Source organism: Nonomuraea sp. NPDC048881, assembly GCF_040649795.1.
In the GTDB taxonomy this organism is placed as follows: Bacteria; Actinomycetota; Actinomycetes; order Streptosporangiales; family Streptosporangiaceae; genus Nonomuraea.
This window is the reverse complement of sequence record NZ_JBEZGC010000004.1, coordinates 185,946-203,222: the sequence shown is the minus strand read 5'-3', so window position 1 is coordinate 203,222 and position 17,277 is coordinate 185,946. Positions and strand designations below refer to the sequence as shown.

The window sequence follows — 17,277 nt, the reverse complement described above, 5'->3', positions numbered from 1 at the left end:
CCTCTTACGCGACGCCTCGGTCAGCGGCGGGAGTGGCGGTGGGCTCAGGCTGAGGGGCGGAGGGCTGGCGGCGCCACTCCTTCAGGATCGTCTTGAGCACACGGAAGCCATCTCGTACGGCACGCAGGTTGCTCTCGCCGTGAATGCGGTTGCGCTCGTGGCTGGGCACCTCGTGCACCTTCAGCCCGGCCTTGGCCGCCCGCACGTTCATCAGGGTCTCGACCTCGAAGCCGTCGCAGTCGAGGTCGAGCACGTCGAGGTGACGCGCCCAGAACGCGTTGTAGCCGTAGCACAGGTCGGTGTAGCTGGTCTTGTACATCACATTGACGATGCCGGTGAGGACCTTGTTGCCCAGGCGCCGGTTGAGCGTCAGGTCGTCGCTGCCGCCGCCGGCGGCGTAGCGCGAGCCCTTGACGAAGTCGGCCCCGGTCACGAGGGCGCCCACGAACGAGATGATCTCGCGGCCGTCCGTCGAGCCGTCGGCGTCGATCATGACGATGATGTCGCTGGTGCACGCGGCGAAGCCGGCGGACAGGGCGTCGCCCTTGCCCTTGCCGGTCTGCGTGACGATCTTCACGTTGGGCCGCAGGCGCTTGGCGACCTCGACCGTGTCGTCGACGGAGTTGCCGTCGACGAGCACGATCTCGTCGACCCACTGGGGGATCGTCGCGAAGACGTGCGGCAGGTTCTCGGCCTCGTTCATCGCCGGGACGACCACGCTCACCGTAGGGGAAATGGCCAGGTGAGGGGTGACGGGCGTGAAGCTCGAAGGGGGCGGCATGGAACGCAAGGGCGACTTCTGGACCTTGCCGTTGTGCTTGGTGATCTCGGGACTCATGGCGAGGGATATCCTTCCGGGACCCGGCCCTGCTCACCGCACGGAGTCATCCCCGGGTGCTGCGGGAATGGCGGAGCCGACGAGCGGTGCATTGTTGGGTCCTGTGGAGTGAGGGTGTGTGCTGGTGCCGGGGGGTGGTGCCGGGAGCGTTCAGCCGGCTCCCGTTGGTTCCTTGACTACATTGGGTGACTCCTGCTGCTGCTGCATCGAGGTGCGCACCCGACCAAAGCCCTTGAGGACGCGGTCGGCCGCCTTATAAAGAGACGGTCGATCCAAGACGATTGTTCGAGCTTTGTTGAAAGGAGTTCGGCCCATCCAGTGGACGGCCGCTGTCGCGGACGGTCGTGAGATGCGGCCCTCGGCAACGTACAGGACCCCGCTCTTGAGCCAGTCTTTGTACTCTTTGCCGCCCTTGCCCATGTCGACCATGTGCATCCCGTCGTTCGCGGCGGCCTCGGCCATCTGCAGATGGTGAACGATGCCGGGCGAGTAACGGGCGTACTCGGTGTCGTAGGCGGGGAACCACCCTACAAGCGTCGTGGCCGTACGGAGACCGAAATGCCCGGCGACAGGCACGTCCCCGGCATAAAGCATGGTGAGGATGCCGGAGAAGTCCGATGACTTCTCGGCATGCATCATGTCGATGAGTTCGACGATCCAGGGCTGGGCGAACCGGTCGACCCGGCCGGTGCGCCGGTACTGGTCGGACTTCCAGGCCAGCAGCGTGCGCAGGACCTCGGGGTCGGTGGCGTTCCACTCGAAGCGCAGCCCGCCCTGCTCGCGGCCGAACTTGCGCTCCTTGTAGCGGACGGTCTTGAGGTTCTTGGGGGAGTTGGCCTTGACCTGCTCCAGCCAGGAGTCGAAGCCGGAGGTGAAATCCATCACGGGGGCCGGGCGCACGTCGGCCTCGTACGGGGCGAACGTCGGCTGGCCGGCGACCAGGTGGTCGAAGTCGAACACGCTGAGCTTGCAGGCGCGCAGCAGCTGCTTGGCGTCGAGGTGCAGGTCGGGGACGGCGATCAGGCCGTGGCAGGTGGTGAGGAAGCCGCCGAGCGGCTTGCCGATGCCGAAGCTGTGCCGCTCGTACGGGAAGAACCCGGCGATGCGGTTGCCGTCGGAGATGACCGCCACCCTCACGTAGTCACGCAAGCGGTCCATCGCCACGGCGAACTCGACGGAGAGGAACGGGTTGTCCAGACTCGGATCGGCCTTCTGGAGCTCGCGCCATCGGGCGCGTTCGGAGTCGCCGAGGTCTCTCGGGCGCACTACCTGGATGTTCACCTTGCCCTGGCCCCCTGTTCGGTCTGCATGTTCTTCCCCCGGTACAACACGCGAAGCACGTACATGAACCCGCCGAGCACGGCGACCGTCGCCACGCCGGCTCTGGGCGACCATGCGTTGAACAGCAGCATGGCTTCGGCGAGGAGCACGTTCAGGACGAGGCTGGCCGCGGCTCCTACTGATAGTGCGGCAAGGGGGTCACGATCGCGCAACAGTCCCACCACCGCCGCCCCCGGCACCACCATGAGGAACAGGGAGATCAAGAACGGGCGCAGCGGGGTGTCGAGGTCGAACAGCGCGACCACGGCCCCCGCTATGCAGGCGAGCGCCAGCAGCCATGCCAGCGCTCTGCGGTGCTTGAGCATCTCCTGTTTCTCTCCTGCTCTTTCTGGTCAAGACATGGTTGATCGATTTTCATGGGACCAATCCTGGTCCGGGCACGTCAATGCCGACGCTTGGTGAGCCGTTGAGGTTCACCGGCATGGCGAAGTTTCTCCTGTGACTTCCGCCACAGGACGTGGTGACTCCGGGTTTCCGGGCGTGTTCCCCAAGCTAACCAGAATGCCCTATGTGGCCTATGATGTTCGAGCCAGGGTCCTGTTTATCCCGTTATGTCCGCTCTTCCAGGGGGGCTGTTCGTCACCCTTGTGGCGCGGCGTCCACATTCGAGGTCTGTCCCTCGCTCGGCGCCTCGGACGGCTCGGCGGTGGGCGTGGGCGGGTCGGAGGGGGGATCGGACTCCGGGGCGCGGTCGGCGTTCCAGGCCAGCGAGCAGCTGGCGGCGCCGCCGTTCGAGGTGAACGAGACGCGGCCGCGGCCGCCGGCGCTCGGGTCCACGACGGTCACCCAGATCGACACCGAGCCGCCCGCCTTGACCGAACCGCTGGCGGGGAAGACGTCGAGGCCCTGTGACGCGGTCGCCACCCAGGAGACCGCGGCGTTGCGGGCGCGCAGCCCGATCTTGGCGGCGCCCGCGATCGAGGCGGGGCACGTCGTGCCGAGCCGGGCGACCGGCGCGGGCCTGCGGCGGCTCACCGTGGGCGCGACCGGCCCGCCGCCGGGCCGCCGGGCGGGCCGCCGGACCGTCGGCGTGGCGGACGGGGACGCCTCCGGCGCGTCGGCGCTCGGCGTGGGCTCGGGCGTCACGTCCTCCTCCTCCTCCTCCTCCTCCTCCGGCGCCGGCTCCGGCGTGCGCTCGGAGGAGGGGGCGAGCGTGGGCGTGGGCGTCAGGGTGAGCGCGGTCTGCGCGGCGTCGCCGCCGTTCAGCACGACCACCGCCCCGGTCGCGGCCAGCACGCACACCCCGGCCAGCACCACCGGCCCGAGTCGGCGCGGACGGCGGCGGCGCGAGCGCCGTTCGGCGGCCACCGGGAAGCCGGTGCGGTCGAAGTTGTCGCCGCGGTCGGTGATCAGCGTCCTGGTCTGGTCGCGCCCGGGATCGACGCAGGTGTCCACCACCCGGCGGCGCAGCGAGAGCGGCGGGAACTCGAGCGGCACCAGGTCGAGCAGGCGCGAGGCCGCAACCTGCCGGTGCTTGCCCTCGGTGCACACCTCGCACCCGGCGATGTGTCCCGACAGCCGCCGCCGCAGCAACGGCGTGAGCGGCCCCTCCCAGGAGTCCACCATCGCCGACAGGTCCGGGCAGTGCGCCCGGCCCGTCTTGGCCAGGACGACCGCCGCGGCCGCGTTCTCCAGCTGGTCGCGGGCCCGGCCCAGCCGGGTGGCGGCCTGACGGGAGGTCAGCCCCAGCACCGAGGCGACCTCGACCGGCGTCAGGCCGTGCCGCAGCGACAGCAGGACGATCTCGCGCTCGTTCCCGCTCAGCTCGCCCAGCGTCTCGCGGACCAGCCCGGCCAGCTCGGAGTCGGGCTCCCCGGACGGCGGCCCGGACGGCGGCCCGGACGGATGCGCCTGCGGCAGGCCCCCGGCGGGCGTGCCGCGGTGGGCCATCCTGGCCCGGACCTGGAACCTGGTCAGCGCGTACACCCAGGCGCGCAGGCGGCCGGCCTCCTTCAGCCGGTCCACGCAGCCCTGCGCGGTCACCAGGGCGTCGTGCACGGCGTCGGCGGCCGAGTCCCGGTCGCCGATCAGCGAGAGGGCGTAGTCGTAGAGCCGTTCGCCGTAGGAGTCGTACAGGGCGGCGGGAGCGTCGGTGTCGGCCCGCCGCAGAGCGGCGACCAGTTCCTGATCGTCGGCGCGGCCGACCGTCGGCCATCCAGGCACGGATTCCCCTCCCCGCGGGTGGAACGGGCGCTCAAGCCCCCACGCGGGAGAGGACGCCGCCTCGATCGGCCAGGTTGACCGGCGCGGCAGCCGTCATGCCCAACCGGCATGACGTCGTGATCCGTGTGACGGGAGTGGCTCAGCCGTCGCAGTCGGGGGCGCAGAGACGGCGTTCCATGCCCTGGAGGAAGAAGTCGCGGACCTGGAGCACGTCCTTGGCGATGTAGGCCTCGCCGCCGGTCGTCTTGGCCAGCGTGTCCATCTGCTTCCTGCCCGCCTCGGCCTCCGGCCCGAAGGCGATGAGCAGGATGCTGATCGGCCGCTTCGGGTTGTAGGTCTTCTTGAGGTACTGCAGGATCTGGGCGTTCGAGACGCCGCCGTCGGGATCGTCGTTGCCCGCGCCGTCCGTCAGGATCAGCAGGGTGTTGATCTTGTCTTCCTGGTACGTCTTCGTCAGCTCGCCGTAGGCGGCCTTGATGGTGTCGTTCAGGCCGGTGTCGCCGGTGGCCTTGGCCTGGATCTGCCCGAACTGGCGGACCAGCGCCTGCTTGCGGAGCACGCCGTTGGTGGACTCGGCGAGCGGGCCGACGGAGACGAGTTCCTGCCAGTCCTTGCCCTGTCCGTCCATGTGGGTGGAGAACGTCCACAGGCCCAGCTCGGAGTCGGCCGGGAACAGCCCCAGGCCCTCCATGGCGATCTTGTTGATGGCCTGCATGCGGGTCATGTTCGTGCCGGGGACGGGCAGCGCCATCGTGCCGGAGACGTCGAGCAGGGTGAGCAGCCGGGTGCCGAGGTTCAGCCGCGACCAGGTCTGCACCATCGAGGCCACGCTCTTGGCGTCGGGCCGCGGCAGCGCCTCCGGCTTGTCGGGGACGAACCCCTTCTCCTTCGTCAGCGTCTCGCCGGCCTTGCCGTCGGGGCTGCGGAAGCCCGCGTCGCGCAGGATCTTCTTGGCCGCGTCCGTGCCGAGGTCCTGCCTGAAGTCCGCGGCCGCCTTCTGGGTCGCCGGGTCCTTGGTGACGATCGTGATCGGGTAGTCGAGGCTGAGCGTGCCCTCCTTGGGATAGAGGGCGACCACCGGGGCCTCGGGCTTCTTGGCGTTGTGGGCGTAGACGGCCTGCTCGGAGGCGACGCCGACCGGCACCTTGCTGCCCGACTTCACCGTCAGGCTGGCCAGCAGCGCCGCCGGGTCGGAGGCGAGTTGGCCGGAGATCTCCTTGAGCGCGCCGACCAGCGCCTTGTTCTGCCCGGCCTCCTTGGCCGAGGTGGCGGCGGCCAGCAGCGCGGCCAGCCCGGCGGAGTTCTTCTGCGGGTCGAGCGCCAGCACCCGGACCTTCCTGCCGGGGCCGTCGGGGTTGGCCACGTTGGCCGCCGCGATCATGCCCGCCCAGCTCGGCGTCAGGCTGCCGGACAGCTTCGCCGCGGCGGACTTGGCCGCGGCCAGCACGACGGGCGACAGGGCGACCGAGCCGGCCGGCTCCGGCAGCGCCGAGCCCGCGGGGGAGTTGCGGAGGTTGCCCACCAGCAGGCTGGAGTCGGCCACCCACACGTCCGCGCCGGACTTGCCGGCGGCCAGCCCGTTCGCGGTCTTGGCCGCCGCCTCCCTGGTCACGGTGACCTCGACGCACTTGCTGTCGATCGAGTGCAGGGCCTTGGTGTAGTTGGCGGCGATCTTGTTGAGCGCGGGGTGGATGTCGGGGGTGGCCACGACGCGCAGCGGCAGCTTGCCGGCCGAGCAGTCGTGCTCCCGATTGAAGATCACGAACGCCGCGACACCGAGGAGCACGGCCAGCGCGACGGCCCCGGCCAGCGGTACGAGCACCCTGCCACGCCCGCTGACCGACCGTCTGCGGGAGGGTGGTTCCTGGGCTCGGTAGCCGCCATCGAGCTCGTCTGTCCGGTGTCGCCCCACGATGTCCTCTTAGGTGTGTTGAGACCTTCCGGAGACCCTAGCGGGAGTTGCTCCGCAATACTCCGGGAACACTACTCGGTGGGCTCTGTGTGGCAAAACCGCTCTTTTGGTGCGCCTATTACGGAGAGTGGCGGTCAATGGCAGCAGGCGTGACCGCGCCAGGCGCGCGCTCCCTCACGCACCGCGACCGCCGCGAGGGCCACCGCCATGGCCGGATCCACCCACCACCAGCCCAGCGTGTTCAGCCACAGACCGGCCAGCACGCCGGCCGCCATGGCGGCGCAGATCAGGTTCTGGGTGCCCTCGCCGGACGTCGCCGCCGACGCCAGCCGGGCCCCCAGCCGCCGCTTGACCAGCCCCAGCGCGGGCATGCTGACCAGGCTGACCGTCGTGACCACGATGCCGAGCACGGTCGGCGTGGCCCGGTGGCCGGCGTCGAGGTCGTGCGCGACGTGCCCGACGAGGTAGGGCGCGAGCAGCCAGAAGCTCACCGCCACCGCCCGCCTGGCGGTCGTCTCGGCGTGCGGCGACAGCGTGCGGGCGCCGGTGAAGCGCCACACCACGATCAGGCTCGCCCCCGCCTCGGCGAAGGCCGACAGCCCCCACCCGATCAGCGCGACGGAATGCGCCGACAGCCCGGCGGCCAGGCCCAGCGTGCTCTCCACGGCCAGCCAGGCGAGCGTGGCCACCGACAGCGCACGCGCGGCGCGGGCGGCCCGCAGCCAGTCGGCCGTCGCGGCCGGATGCTCATGAATCCGCTGGTCAGACACCATGAACCCCCGAACTCCCGGCTATCCGGCCGTCGACAGCGTTACGTAACGTACCCATGACCTGGAGTGACTTTAAGGCCTGTGCGGCAAAGGATGTTCAAGATTCACCGGATAATGGCGGTGATCGCGTCCGGGGGAGGGATCGTGCCGTTCACGCCCAGTCACATCGCCGCCGTGCTGCCTCTGGTGGCCTCCGGACGGGCGCGGCGGTTCGCCGATCCGTGGGCGCTCGCGCTCGGGGCGATGGTCCCCGACCTGCCGATCTTCCTGCCGTTCCTGCCGGTCTACGGCGACTGGCACTCCTGGCAGGGCGTGCTCACCCTCGACCTGGCCGCGGTGCTGCTGCTCCTGCCGCTGTTCCACCTCGTGCTGCGCGATCCGCTGGTCTCGCTGCTGCCGCCGTCCCTGGCCGGCCCGGCCGCGGCGCTCCTGCGGCCGGGCCGGCTCAGGATCCTGCCGGTGGTGGCCGGCAGCGTGATCGGCTCGGCCACCCACCTGTTCTGGGACTCCTTCACGCACTCCTACGCCTCCGCCCGCTGGGGCGCCTGGCCGGACACCCCTGTCTTCGGCACGACCAGGCTCTTCAGCGTGCTGCAGTACACCTCGTCGGCCGTCGGGCTGGCCGTGGTCGTGTGGTGGGCCTGGCGCGCGTTGTCCCGCACCGAGGCGGCCGGCGTGCCGGGCCGTCTGCGGCTCGCGCCCGCCGTGCGGTGGGCCGTGCTGGCCGCCTGCGCGCTCGGCACGGTCGCCGGCGCTCTCGTGTGGCCGCTGGTGGACGAGCCCAACCCCGCCTTCGGCTTCCGGAGCGTGCTCACCAAGACGGGCGCGGGCACCGTGATCGGGCTGTCGGCCGTCCTGGCCTGCTACGCGATCGTCTGGCAGGTCAGGCGGCGCATGGCAGTATCGGAAGGTGCCTGACTACGTGTTCGACGCCGACGACCCCCGAATCGCCGACTACACCCGGCTGCGGGACGTCGAGCTGCGCAAGAGCCTGGAGGCGGAGCGCGGCCTGTTCCTCGCCGAGGGGGAGAAGGTGATCAGGCGGGCCATCGCCGCCGGCTACCCCATCCGCTCGGTCCTGACCACCCGGCGCTGGTACGAGTCGCTGTCCGACGTCATCGGCGACGCCACCGTCTACGAGGTGAGCGACGAGCTGATGGCCGGCATCGCGGGCTTCCAGATCCACCGCGGCGCGCTGGCCTCCATGCGACGCCTGCCGCTGCCCACGGCCGAGACCCTGATCAAGGGCGGCGCCCGCCGGCTGCTGGTCCTGGAGGACCTGGTCGACCACTCCAACGTCGGCGCGATCTTCCGCTGCGCGGCCGCGCTCGGCGTGGACGGCGTCCTGCTCTCGCCGCGCTGCGCAGACCCGCTCTACCGCCGGGCGGTGAAGGTCTCCATGGGCGCGGTCTTCTCGATCCCGTACGCGCGGCTCGACGACTGGTACACCGGCCTCGGCGAGCTGCGGGCGGCCGGGTTCCAGACCCTGGCGCTGACCCCCGACCAGAGCGCGGTCCCCCTCGACCGGGTCCCGATGGGCGACCGGGTGGCGCTGCTGCTCGGCGCCGAGGGCGACGGCCTGTCCTCCCACTGGCTGCACGAGGCCGACCACGCGGTGTGCATCCCCATGAGCCCGGCCGCGATGGACGCGGGCGTCGACTCGCTCAACGTGGTGGCCGCGGCGGCGATCGCCTGCCACGGGCTGATGCGCTCGGCCGCCGCGCGCTGACCGTCCGGGCGTGCGAATGGGTCTGGTGGCGCTTCGACCAGGCGTGTAACCCTGTAATCATGCAGACCCTGTTCGAGCACGCCGGCGGCGAAGAAGGCTTACGCCGCTTCATCGAGATCTTCTATCGCAGCCTGCTGGCCGACCCGCTGCTCCAGCCGCTCTTCGGCGAGGGAAAGGCGAGCCACGTGGACAACCTGACCGCCTTCACCGTCGAGACGTTCGGCGGCCCTGACACGTTCTCGGCGGAGATGGGCGGCTTCCCGCTGCTCATCGAGGCGCACCGCGGGCTGGGCATCGAGGAGGCCCAGCGGCGGCGGTTCGTCGAGCTGTACATGGAGGCCGCCGACGCGGCCGGGCTGCCCGATGACGAGCCGTTCCGGGCCTCGCTCCGCTCGCACGTGGAGTTCGGCACGCAGGTGGCGTTGCAGAACTCCCACGCCGAGACCGACGACCAGCTCCACCCGCTGCGCGAGGTGCCGCGCTGGGACTGGGAGCGGCCGCCGGAGTAGCCGGTCAGGGGCGGTCGGTGTCCTCGATGAGCCAGTCGGGGTAGGCGTCGATGTCGTGCAGCACCGGCTGGGCCTCGACGGTGCCGGCACCGCCGTTCGCGCCGATGTGCGCCGCCAGTTCGGCGGCCTGTTCGCGTGGTGTGATGAGGGTGAGCTGCCAGGAGAGCCCGGCCTCCGCGGCCGGGACTTCCGCGATGTCGATCGAGGTGGCCAGCCCCGCGAGCAGGATCGTGTGCGCGAGCGCGGCGGCCTGCTCATGGCCTTCGATCGTCGTGCGGACTTCGATGAATTCCGCCATGATCTTCCTTATTGCGGAGGGGTACATTCACCACCCTAATCTGCGCGAATCGACCGTGGGGTCGGCTTCGGGCGGCCGAAGTCGGCCTGGGTGGCGTCGGTTGCGACGAGCCGGTACCCGAGATCGGCGGCCTCAACCACGACGGGATGCGGCAAGATGTGATCCGCCGATCACCGAGAGCGACCGACGGAGGTCCCGTGAAGCCGACCTGGATCATCGCGGCCGCGGTCGCGGCCACCCCGCCCGCGTTCATGGCCCCGTCCGCGTTCACGAGCTCGCCCGCGTTCACGACTCTGCGCGTCACCCGTGCGGGAGCGGCCGTGCGCCCGGAGGCGGCCACGCATCCGCGGGCCGCCTCCGCCGATCGCAGCGCTCTGAGCTGTGCCGTCAGCTCCCCGGCTGGTCGGCCGCTGACCTTCAGCCCGCGCATCGGCCTGACCGCGAAGCCGGTGTCGGCCCGCGGCAACCTCCAGCTCACTGGCTGCCTGTCGGCCGACGGCTCGGCCCCCTACCTGCGCTCGGGCTGGGTCACCCTGAAGAGCGTCGGCCGGGCGTCGTGCGCGAGCGCCCGGCAGGTCCACGGCACCGCCCGCATCACCTGGTTCGGCCTCGACGGGCGGCCGGTCGGCACCTCGGAGGTGCGTACGCGGGCCGACCGGCTGGCCACCCAGAGCCCGGCCGACAGCTTCCTGACCGGCACGGTCGTGTCGGGGCCGCTGGACCGCGAGCGCGTCCGCGGCACGATCACGCCCGCCATGGGCCTCCTGGCCTGCGCGACCGGCGGCCTGGGCACGCTGTCCGCGGCGGGCCGGCTCACCTTCGGCTGATCTCCGGCCGGCTCCCGCGGGTCAGTCGCCGGCTCACGTCCGGCCGGCTTCGGGCGGTCAGCCGCCGGCGATCTGCTCGCCCGCGAAGTCCAGCAGTTGCTCGGCGGTGCTGAAGCGGCGCTCGTCCCCGTCGTGGAGCAGAACGCCGAACACCCGCCTGCCACCGCGGTCGCCCGCGAACAGCAGGCAGTACCGCGCCGCGTTCGTGTATCCGGTTTTCACGCCCACGACGTCCGCGGATCGGCCGAGCAGCTTGTTGGAGTTGCGCCAGGTGTGCGCCCCGTGCAGGGCCGACTTGGCGACCTTGTACACCTTGCTGCCCACCACCGTGCGGAAGACCGGGTCGGCCATCGCCCGCTGCGCCAGCGTGACCTGGTCCACGGCGGTCGAGTAACCGCCGTTGGCCGGCGTGGGCAGTCCGTCGGGGTTGGTGTAGCGGGTGTCGCCGAGGCCGAGCGAGCGCGCGGCCCGGTTCATCTTGGCCACGAACGCGGTCTTGCCCGGCCCGTACTTCCTGGCCAGGGCGTTGGCGGCGTCGGCGCCCGAGGGGAGCATGAGGCCGTACAGCAGGTCCCTGGCCGTGAGGCGCTCGCCCTTCCGCAGGCCGGCCGTGGTCGCGCCGTTGCTGGTCGCGTGCTTCACGTCGGCGGCGGTGACGGTGATCGGCTCGTTCAGGCGTCCCTCGCGCAGGACGACGTAGGCCGTCATCACCTTGACCAGGCTGGCCACCGGCACCCGCCGGGTCTCCCGCTTCGCGAAGTGGATCGTTCCGTCCGAGTCCACTACATATGCCGCCTCCGCCTTCACGGTCGGGACGTCGGCGGCCCGTGCGGCGGACGCCGGGTAAGAGATCCCCACAACCAACGCGAGTACGGCAGAGCCGATGAAACCCCCAATACGCATGCCAGACATGTTCGCAGGAGATCAAGGGTTGGTTTGCGAAACTCGGCCGTAAGTGGTCCTCAGTTGGGGGTAAATGCTTGATAGATCCGACATCTGCGGGGAGACGAGGCCGTGGCAGGCAGGTTCATCATCAGTCAGGACGAGCGGGGCGCGTTCCGTTTCGCGCTCGTCGCGAACAACGGGCAGACGCTGGCCGTGGGCGAGGGCTATCCGAGCAAGGCCGCCTGCGTCAACGGCATCGAGACCGTGCGCAGGAACGCTCCCGAGGCCGCCATCGACGACCAGACTCCGGCCACGATCTAGGACGAGGCCAGGGCCTTGCGCCGGCGGCGGACGAAGAACCAGGCCACGCCCGCCGCGACCGCGAGCAGCAGGACCAGCGCGCTGACGGGCGAGCGGGCGGCCAGTTGCAGCCAGCCCCACACCAGCGCCGTGAGCCCGAACCACCAGATGGGCGCCCAGGTCAGGCAGCCGAGCGCGCTCGCCACCACGTACCAGGGATAGGACACCCGCAGCGCGCCCGCCACCCACGGCAGCGTGTGCCGCAGCATGGGCACCCAGAAGCAGCCGTAGACGGCCAGCGCGCCCCACTTCTCGACGACGCCCTCGATCCGCGCGATGCGCTCGCGGCCGAGCCGCACGCCGACCCTGGACTCGTAGAGCTTCTCGCCGAGCTTGCGGCCGACCCAGTAGTAGACCTGGAACGCGCCGAACAGCGCGAGGATGAGAACGGCCCCCACCAGCCAGTACGGCAGCCCGAACCAGAACGGCCGGCCGGGATCGGGGAGGGCGGCAGCCGCATGCCACATGAGCCCGCTCACCCCCACTCCAACGCCTTAGGTCAGCCTTACCTTAGTCAAGGAAGAGGCGTTCCGCCACATCAGCTTGCAAGGCCGGGTCGCCGGCTGCAAGTAGCCGACAACCACCCCTCAACCATCCCGCCCTATACCTGAACTGAGCAAAAGGGGTGTTGATCATGTCGTCGAGAAGTGCGGTGGTCCTGGCCGGCGGTACCGCCAACGCGGTCAAGCTCTTCGTGGCCGCGCTCGCCTTCACCAGCGCCTACGTCGGCTTCTCCGCCTACAGCAGCGCCGGATCGGCCGCCGAGCCGGTGCGGACCGTCACCCTCTCGGCCCGCGAGCTGCCCATCACCGCCCCGGCCCGGCAGAGCGCCCCAGCCCGCGCGGGCGAGATCGCCCTCAGCGCCCTGACCGACGGCGCCCCCGGCTGCGGCAAGTCGTTCCTGGCCCGCGGCCTGCTGGTCAACCCGCGGCCCGGCACGACGGTCCTGTACCGCTGGCGGTTGTCGCGCTGGAGCCCGGCGACCGGGACGTGGCGCACCTACCTGGCGGACCACTCCGGGTTCGCCGGCGGCAGCCGGAGCGTGGAGTGGCAGCCGCAGATCTCCGGCAACGCCGGGTGGTACCGGGTCGAGCTGATCGCCCGGCCCGGCGGGACCGTCACGAGCGAGCGTTTCCAGGTGAGCTGCTGACCGACCGGCGCGCCGCCTCCACCCAGCGCGGCACGCCCACCCGCTGGGCCACCTCAAGAGCCTTCTCGTAGTGCTCGCGGGCCGCGTCGGGCTGGCCCAGCCGGATGGCCAGGTCGCCCAGGGTCAGCGCCACCGGCCACAACGCCACGACGCCCGTGCCCGCGCCGGCCACCCGGTCGGCGAACGGCTTGAGCTTGTCGTAGCAGTCGACCATGCGCTCGCGGTCGTCGAGCAGCATGCCCGCCAGCGCCCGCCAGGTCATCACCAGCTCGTAGAGGAAGTCGGGCCGGACGGGCGGGCGGGTGGCGGCCACGGCCCTGGCGTCGTTGAGGTGCCCGGCCGAGGCGAGGGCGAGGGCGTAGGCGTCGAGCGTCCACTTGGCGCCGCGCTGATGGGCCGGCGCCAGCAGCTCGACGGTCTCGGCCGCCCGGCCGTCGACCAGGTGCAGGCAGAACGCGGTGATCAACGGGAGGTCCTGGCGGCCTTCGAGCATGCCGGCCCGCGCGGTCATCCTGGCGGCCTCGCGGTAGGTGCGTTCGGCGCCCGCGTAGTCGCCGGCGATCATCATGCGCTGACCGGCGTACCAGACGACGACGGCCGCGGGAGCGGACAGGTCGTACTGCTTGGCCAGGCGGTCGGCGGCGGCGGCGTGCTCGTCGGCGACGGCGAACTCGCCCCTGGCCGCCGCGCACTCCAGCAGCACCAGGTGGGCCAGGGCCTGCGTGGCCATCTGGCCCGAGCGCTGGGCGACCTCCAGCAGCTCCCTGCCGATGCCCTCGCGGGTGTCGACGGCCGGGATGTCGTAGGACTGGCGCAGCCGGCCGCTCAGCGCCGCCGCGATCAGCGTCGGGTCGCCGCTCTGCCTGGCCAGCTCCAGCGCCTCCAGCGACGCCTGCCGCCCGCGCTCGGGCGCGGAGGAGCCCTCCAGCTCCAGCGCCAGCGTGGTGAGCAGGCTCGCCCGCAGGCGCTGCTCGCCCGCGGGCAGCTCCATGAGCGCCTTCTCGGTGACGTCGACGATCTCCCACGCGGTACGGGTGAAGTCGCGCGCCATGCCCTTGTGCGGCACCGCCAGCGACGCGGCCACCTTCGCGGTGATCTCCAGGTCGCCGAGCGGCAGCGCGGCGTCCATGGCCTGGCGGCGCAGCAGCCTGGCCGCCGTCATGTCGCCGCACAACGCCAGCGCCTTGATCTGCCGGAGCATCAGCCGCAGCCGCTCCTTGGCGCGCTGCGGCTCGGACTCGCGGCCCTTGTCGTCCTTGCGCGGACCGCCGCGGTCGAAGGCCGCGATGGCCTGCTCCCACAGGGTGGCCGCCTCGCGGTGGGCGAAGCGCCGCTCGGCCTGCTCGGCCGCCAGACCCGCGTAGTGGACGGCCTTCTCGGCCGCGTCGGCCAGGAAGTAGTGGTGGGCCAGCGCCGCCACGTCGGAGGACGTGCGCTGCTCGATCACCGCGGCGACCGCGGCGTGGAGGCGGGTGCGGCGCAGGCGGGAGGCGTCGGAGTAGATCGTGTCGCGCACCAGGTCGTGGTCGAAGCGCAGCAGCCCGGGACCCGGCTCGGTGACCAGCCCGGCCAGCAGCGCGGCCTCGACCGCCTCGATCACCGCGTCTTCGTCGCCGGCGACCGTGACCAGCACGTCGAGGTCGACGTCGCGGCCGATCACCGCGGCCTGGAGCAGGATCTGCTGGGCGCCGGCGGGCAGCCGCGAGATGCGCCGCCGCAGCACGTCGCGCACGCCCGAGGGCACGCGCGAGAGCACCTGCGTGGCGCTGGCCCGGTCGGCCGCGCCCTCGGCGTCGAGCAGCCGGACGGTCTCGCGCACGAAGAACGGGTTGCCGCCGGTGCGCTCGACGATGGACTCGACCGCGTCCTCGTCGATCTCGCGGACGCAGGTGGCCTTGACCAGCTCGGCCACGGCCTTCGGGTCGAGGCCGGACAGGCCCACGCGCAGCGGCTCAAGACGGGCCAGCGCGGCCAGCACGTCGGACTGGCGGTCGTCGAGCTCGCTCTCCCGGCACGTCACGACCAGCAGGACGCGGCTGGTGGCCAGCAGGCTCGGCAGCGCGCGCAGCAGGGCCAGCGTCTGGTCGTCGGCCCAGTGGAGGTCCTCCAGTGTGAGCAGCACCGGCGCCCGGCGGGCCACGCCGGCGAGGTAGCCGCCGACCGCGCGGTGCAGGCGGAAGCCGCCCGAGACCTCGTCCTCGTCGGGGTCGGGGGCGGTGTCGTCGAGCAGGGGGGCCAGGAGCTGGGCGTACTCGCCGGCGCCGGTCGTGCCGATCAGCGAGCGCAGGATCTCGACCCAGGCCCAGCCCGGCGGGGTGGCGCTGGAGTCGGGGCAGGCGCCGGAGGCGGTGATCCAGCCGTCGGCGCCGAGCCTGCCGTCGAGCTGGCGCAGCAGCGTGGTCTTGCCCGCGCCCGCGACGCCGGTCACGATCGCGACCTGGAAGCGGCCGGTGCGCGAGGCGGCCGTGGTCAGCCTGGCCAGCTCGGCGTCGCGGCCGACGAACGGCTCGGGCTCCAGCGGCGGCGGCTCGACGTGCGCGGCGGCCGGGCGGGGCGGCCAGGTGTCGGTGACCGGGGCGGGCCGGGCGGGACGCGGCGGCGCGGCCAGCTCCAGCTCGGGGGCCTGGGCCAGGATGTCGGACTCCAGCTTGCGCAGCGCGGGCCCGGGGTCGATGCCCAGCTCGTCGGCCAGCATGTTCCTGGCCCTGCGCAGCGCGGCCAGCGCGTCGCCCTGCCTGCCGCAGCGGTAGAGGCCCAGCGCCAGCAGCCGCCAGCCCTCCTCGCGCAGCGGGTGCTCGGTGGTCAGCGCCTCCAGGTCGGGGACGGTCTCGGCGTGCAGGGCCAGCCGCAGGCCGGTGTCGGCGTGCCGCTCGCGGGCCACCAGACGCAGCTCGGCCAGCCGGTTGACCTCGGCCTCGGCCCAGGGCTGGTCGGCGAAGTCGGAGTAGGGGGTGCCGCGCCAAAGCCCGAGCGCCTTCTCCAGGCGGCCGCGGGCGGACTGCGGGTCGCCCTCTTCGAGGTGCTCGCCCGCCGCCCTGACCAGCTGCTCGAAGCGCAGCGCGTCGACCTGCTCGGCGGCCACGCGCAGCGCGTAGCCGGAGGCGACGGTCACCAGCAGGCGGTTGGGGCCGCCGCGCGGCCGGCCCGGTTCGAGCACCCTGCGCAGGCGGGAGATGTAGACCTGCAGGCCCGACTGGGCGCCCTTGGCGGCGTCGTCGTCCCACAGGTCGTAAAGAAGCGTGTCAACCGGCACGACCTGACCTCTGGCCACGAGAAGTCGGGCGAGGACGGCCCGCTGCCGCAACCCGCCGAGGTCGAGTTCGTCGTCGTGTTCGTACGCCTCGACTGGCCCCAGAACCCGGAACGCCACCATGTCAGCCGCCACGCTATGCGTGCTTCCGAAGGGCGCACAAGGTCTTTGATGGCTTTGGGATTGTCACTGCGGGGCCTTCGAGATCGCGGACGGGGGTTCCGCGGCGGCGTTCCGGCCGTTGCGCCTGCGCAGGAGCGCCCACGCGCCGAGCGCGAGACCGCCGAACGGGATCTCGATAGTGTAAGTCCAGAAGCCGAAAAGTAGTGCTGTCGCGACGGCCGGAGTGCCCGGCACGCCGAAGGTGATCAGCATCGCGGCGACCCCGCTCTCCATGATCCCGGCCCCGCTGGGCGTGATCACGGCGCTGGTGAGCACCCGGGACAGCGCGAAGACCGCGATCGACTGGGCCAGACCCGGCCAGGCGCCGGTGGCCGTCATGCAGGCCGCCATGATCGCCCACTGGAAGCCCAGGAAGAACACCATGCCGAGCGACAGGCCGAGCGCGCGTGTGCGGACGACCTCCGTGGTGTCGGCGCGCAGCCGGTGGAAGGCCTCGGAGGCGTGCACCTTCAGGCGCAGCAGCCGGGTGAGCCCGTCGAGCGCCCGGCCGAGCACGACGGCGGCGCGGTCCCAGTAGAGGGCGACGGCCACGACCAGGCAGAGCACCAGGATGGAGATCGCGCCCGTCCAGCCCGCCCTGACGAACGCCGGATCGAGCACCTCGCCCGCCATGAGCAGCGCGATGATGCCCACGGCCGGCAGGATGAACCTGAACAACGTGTTCCAGATGCCGCTGACCAGCGTCATCACCACGATGGGCCGGTTGGCGAAGCCCCAGCCCCTGGTCATGGCGAACGACAGCGCCACCCCGACCGCGCCGCCGAACGGCAGCAGGTTGCTGACCGCGCTGCCCGCCGCGTTGAGCGCCAGGCCCTGGAGGTTGTTCAGCCCCGGCAGCGAGTTGGTCAGCACGAACGTGTACGCCAGCAGGCTCAGCAGCCACAGGGCCGTCATCAGGGCGATCTGGCCGAAGCTGAGCGCCCCGAAGACCGCGCCGATCTCGCGCCAGGAGACCGGCTTGCCGGTGAGCGCGTGCACGATCTGCGGCAGGTAGACCACGAGCAGCACGGCCAGCCCGAGCGACAGGACGGACAGGGCGATCTGGAGCGGCTTGTTCTTCAT

The 17,277-nt window shown here is 71.7% G+C and carries 17 protein-coding genes; 6 read left to right on the top strand and 11 right to left on the bottom strand.

All coding sequences use genetic code 11. The features are described 5' to 3' along the window. Positions 1–4: 4 nt before the first annotated feature. From AB0C33_RS16010 to AB0C33_RS15985, 6 genes are all read right to left on the bottom strand, one after another. Positions 5–838: a glycosyltransferase family 2 protein gene (locus AB0C33_RS16010; RefSeq protein WP_357978338.1), complete on the bottom strand. Its 834-nt coding sequence runs from the start codon at positions 836–838 to the stop codon at positions 5–7. Between the two features lie 150 nt (positions 839–988). Beyond that, positions 989–2,104, bottom strand: coding sequence for a GNAT family N-acetyltransferase (locus tag AB0C33_RS16005; protein ID WP_358288003.1), 1,116 nt, complete (start codon positions 2,102–2,104; stop codon positions 989–991). Positions 2,105–2,115: 11 nt separating this feature from the next. Then, on the bottom strand, positions 2,116–2,484 hold the full coding sequence (locus tag AB0C33_RS16000) for a hypothetical protein (RefSeq protein WP_352327059.1): 369 nt from the start codon (positions 2,482–2,484) through the stop codon (positions 2,116–2,118). 274 nt (positions 2,485–2,758) lie between these two features. Beyond that, a complete protein-coding gene (locus AB0C33_RS15995) occupies positions 2,759–4,342 on the bottom strand; it encodes a sigma-70 family RNA polymerase sigma factor (protein ID WP_358288000.1) in 1,584 nt (527 codons plus the stop codon). A 139-nt stretch (positions 4,343–4,481) separates the two neighbouring features. Beyond that, positions 4,482–6,164, bottom strand: coding sequence for a substrate-binding domain-containing protein (locus AB0C33_RS15990; protein ID WP_358287997.1), 1,683 nt, complete (start codon positions 6,162–6,164; stop codon positions 4,482–4,484). Between the two features lie 224 nt (positions 6,165–6,388). Further along, positions 6,389–7,027 (bottom strand): hypothetical protein, encoded by a 639-nt coding sequence (locus AB0C33_RS15985; protein ID WP_358287994.1) that lies wholly within the window; start codon positions 7,025–7,027, stop codon positions 6,389–6,391. 141 nt (positions 7,028–7,168) lie between these two features. Here AB0C33_RS15985 and AB0C33_RS15980 point away from each other — a divergent pair, with 141 nt between their 5' ends. Genes AB0C33_RS15980 through AB0C33_RS15970 form a run of 3 tightly spaced genes read left to right on the top strand, consistent with a single transcriptional unit; the run spans position 7,169 to position 9,262 of the window. Further along, positions 7,169–7,942, top strand: coding sequence for a DUF4184 family protein (locus AB0C33_RS15980; RefSeq protein WP_358287991.1), 774 nt, complete (start codon positions 7,169–7,171; stop codon positions 7,940–7,942). Further along, positions 7,935–8,753: an RNA methyltransferase gene (locus AB0C33_RS15975; protein ID WP_358287988.1), complete on the top strand. Its 819-nt coding sequence runs from the start codon at positions 7,935–7,937 to the stop codon at positions 8,751–8,753. The genes AB0C33_RS15980 and AB0C33_RS15975 overlap by 8 nt, the downstream gene beginning before the upstream one ends. A 59-nt stretch (positions 8,754–8,812) precedes the next feature. Then, positions 8,813–9,262, top strand: coding sequence for a group II truncated hemoglobin (locus tag AB0C33_RS15970; RefSeq protein ID WP_358287986.1), 450 nt, complete (start codon positions 8,813–8,815; stop codon positions 9,260–9,262). A gap of 4 nt (positions 9,263–9,266) precedes the next feature. On the opposite strand, the gene AB0C33_RS15965 is transcribed toward AB0C33_RS15970, so the two are convergent. Continuing rightward, positions 9,267–9,560, bottom strand: coding sequence for a hypothetical protein (locus AB0C33_RS15965; protein WP_358287984.1), 294 nt, complete (start codon positions 9,558–9,560; stop codon positions 9,267–9,269). Between the two features lie 197 nt (positions 9,561–9,757). Between AB0C33_RS15965 and AB0C33_RS15960 the strand changes: the two genes are divergently transcribed. Further along, positions 9,758–10,387 (top strand): hypothetical protein, encoded by a 630-nt coding sequence (locus tag AB0C33_RS15960; protein WP_358287981.1) that lies wholly within the window; start codon positions 9,758–9,760, stop codon positions 10,385–10,387. Positions 10,388–10,444: 57 nt separating this feature from the next. On the opposite strand, the gene AB0C33_RS15955 is transcribed toward AB0C33_RS15960, so the two are convergent. Beyond that, a complete protein-coding gene (locus AB0C33_RS15955) occupies positions 10,445–11,290 on the bottom strand; it encodes a serine hydrolase (RefSeq protein ID WP_358287978.1) in 846 nt (281 codons plus the stop codon). A 111-nt stretch (positions 11,291–11,401) separates the two neighbouring features. Between AB0C33_RS15955 and AB0C33_RS15950 the strand changes: the two genes are divergently transcribed. Then, positions 11,402–11,593, top strand: coding sequence for a DUF1508 domain-containing protein (locus AB0C33_RS15950; protein ID WP_358287976.1), 192 nt, complete (start codon positions 11,402–11,404; stop codon positions 11,591–11,593). Here AB0C33_RS15950 and AB0C33_RS15945 read toward each other — a convergent pair. Beyond that, positions 11,590–12,111, bottom strand: a complete 522-nt coding sequence (locus AB0C33_RS15945) for a VTT domain-containing protein (protein ID WP_358287974.1) — start codon at positions 12,109–12,111, stop codon at positions 11,590–11,592. The two genes, AB0C33_RS15950 and AB0C33_RS15945, sit on opposite strands and share 4 nt — an antisense overlap. Positions 12,112–12,266: 155 nt before the next feature. Between AB0C33_RS15945 and AB0C33_RS15940 the strand changes: the two genes are divergently transcribed. After that, positions 12,267–12,782, top strand: coding sequence for a hypothetical protein (locus tag AB0C33_RS15940; protein WP_358287971.1), 516 nt, complete (start codon positions 12,267–12,269; stop codon positions 12,780–12,782). Here AB0C33_RS15940 and AB0C33_RS15935 read toward each other — a convergent pair. Together AB0C33_RS15935 and AB0C33_RS15930 are read right to left on the bottom strand one after the other, a co-directional pair. Continuing rightward, positions 12,751–16,167, bottom strand: a complete 3,417-nt coding sequence (locus AB0C33_RS15935) for a BTAD domain-containing putative transcriptional regulator (RefSeq protein ID WP_358287968.1) — start codon at positions 16,165–16,167, stop codon at positions 12,751–12,753. The two genes, AB0C33_RS15940 and AB0C33_RS15935, sit on opposite strands and share 32 nt — an antisense overlap. Before the next feature lie 51 nt (positions 16,168–16,218). Then, positions 16,219–17,277, bottom strand: a complete 1,059-nt coding sequence (locus AB0C33_RS15930; RefSeq protein WP_358287965.1) for a lysylphosphatidylglycerol synthase transmembrane domain-containing protein — start codon at positions 17,275–17,277, stop codon at positions 16,219–16,221.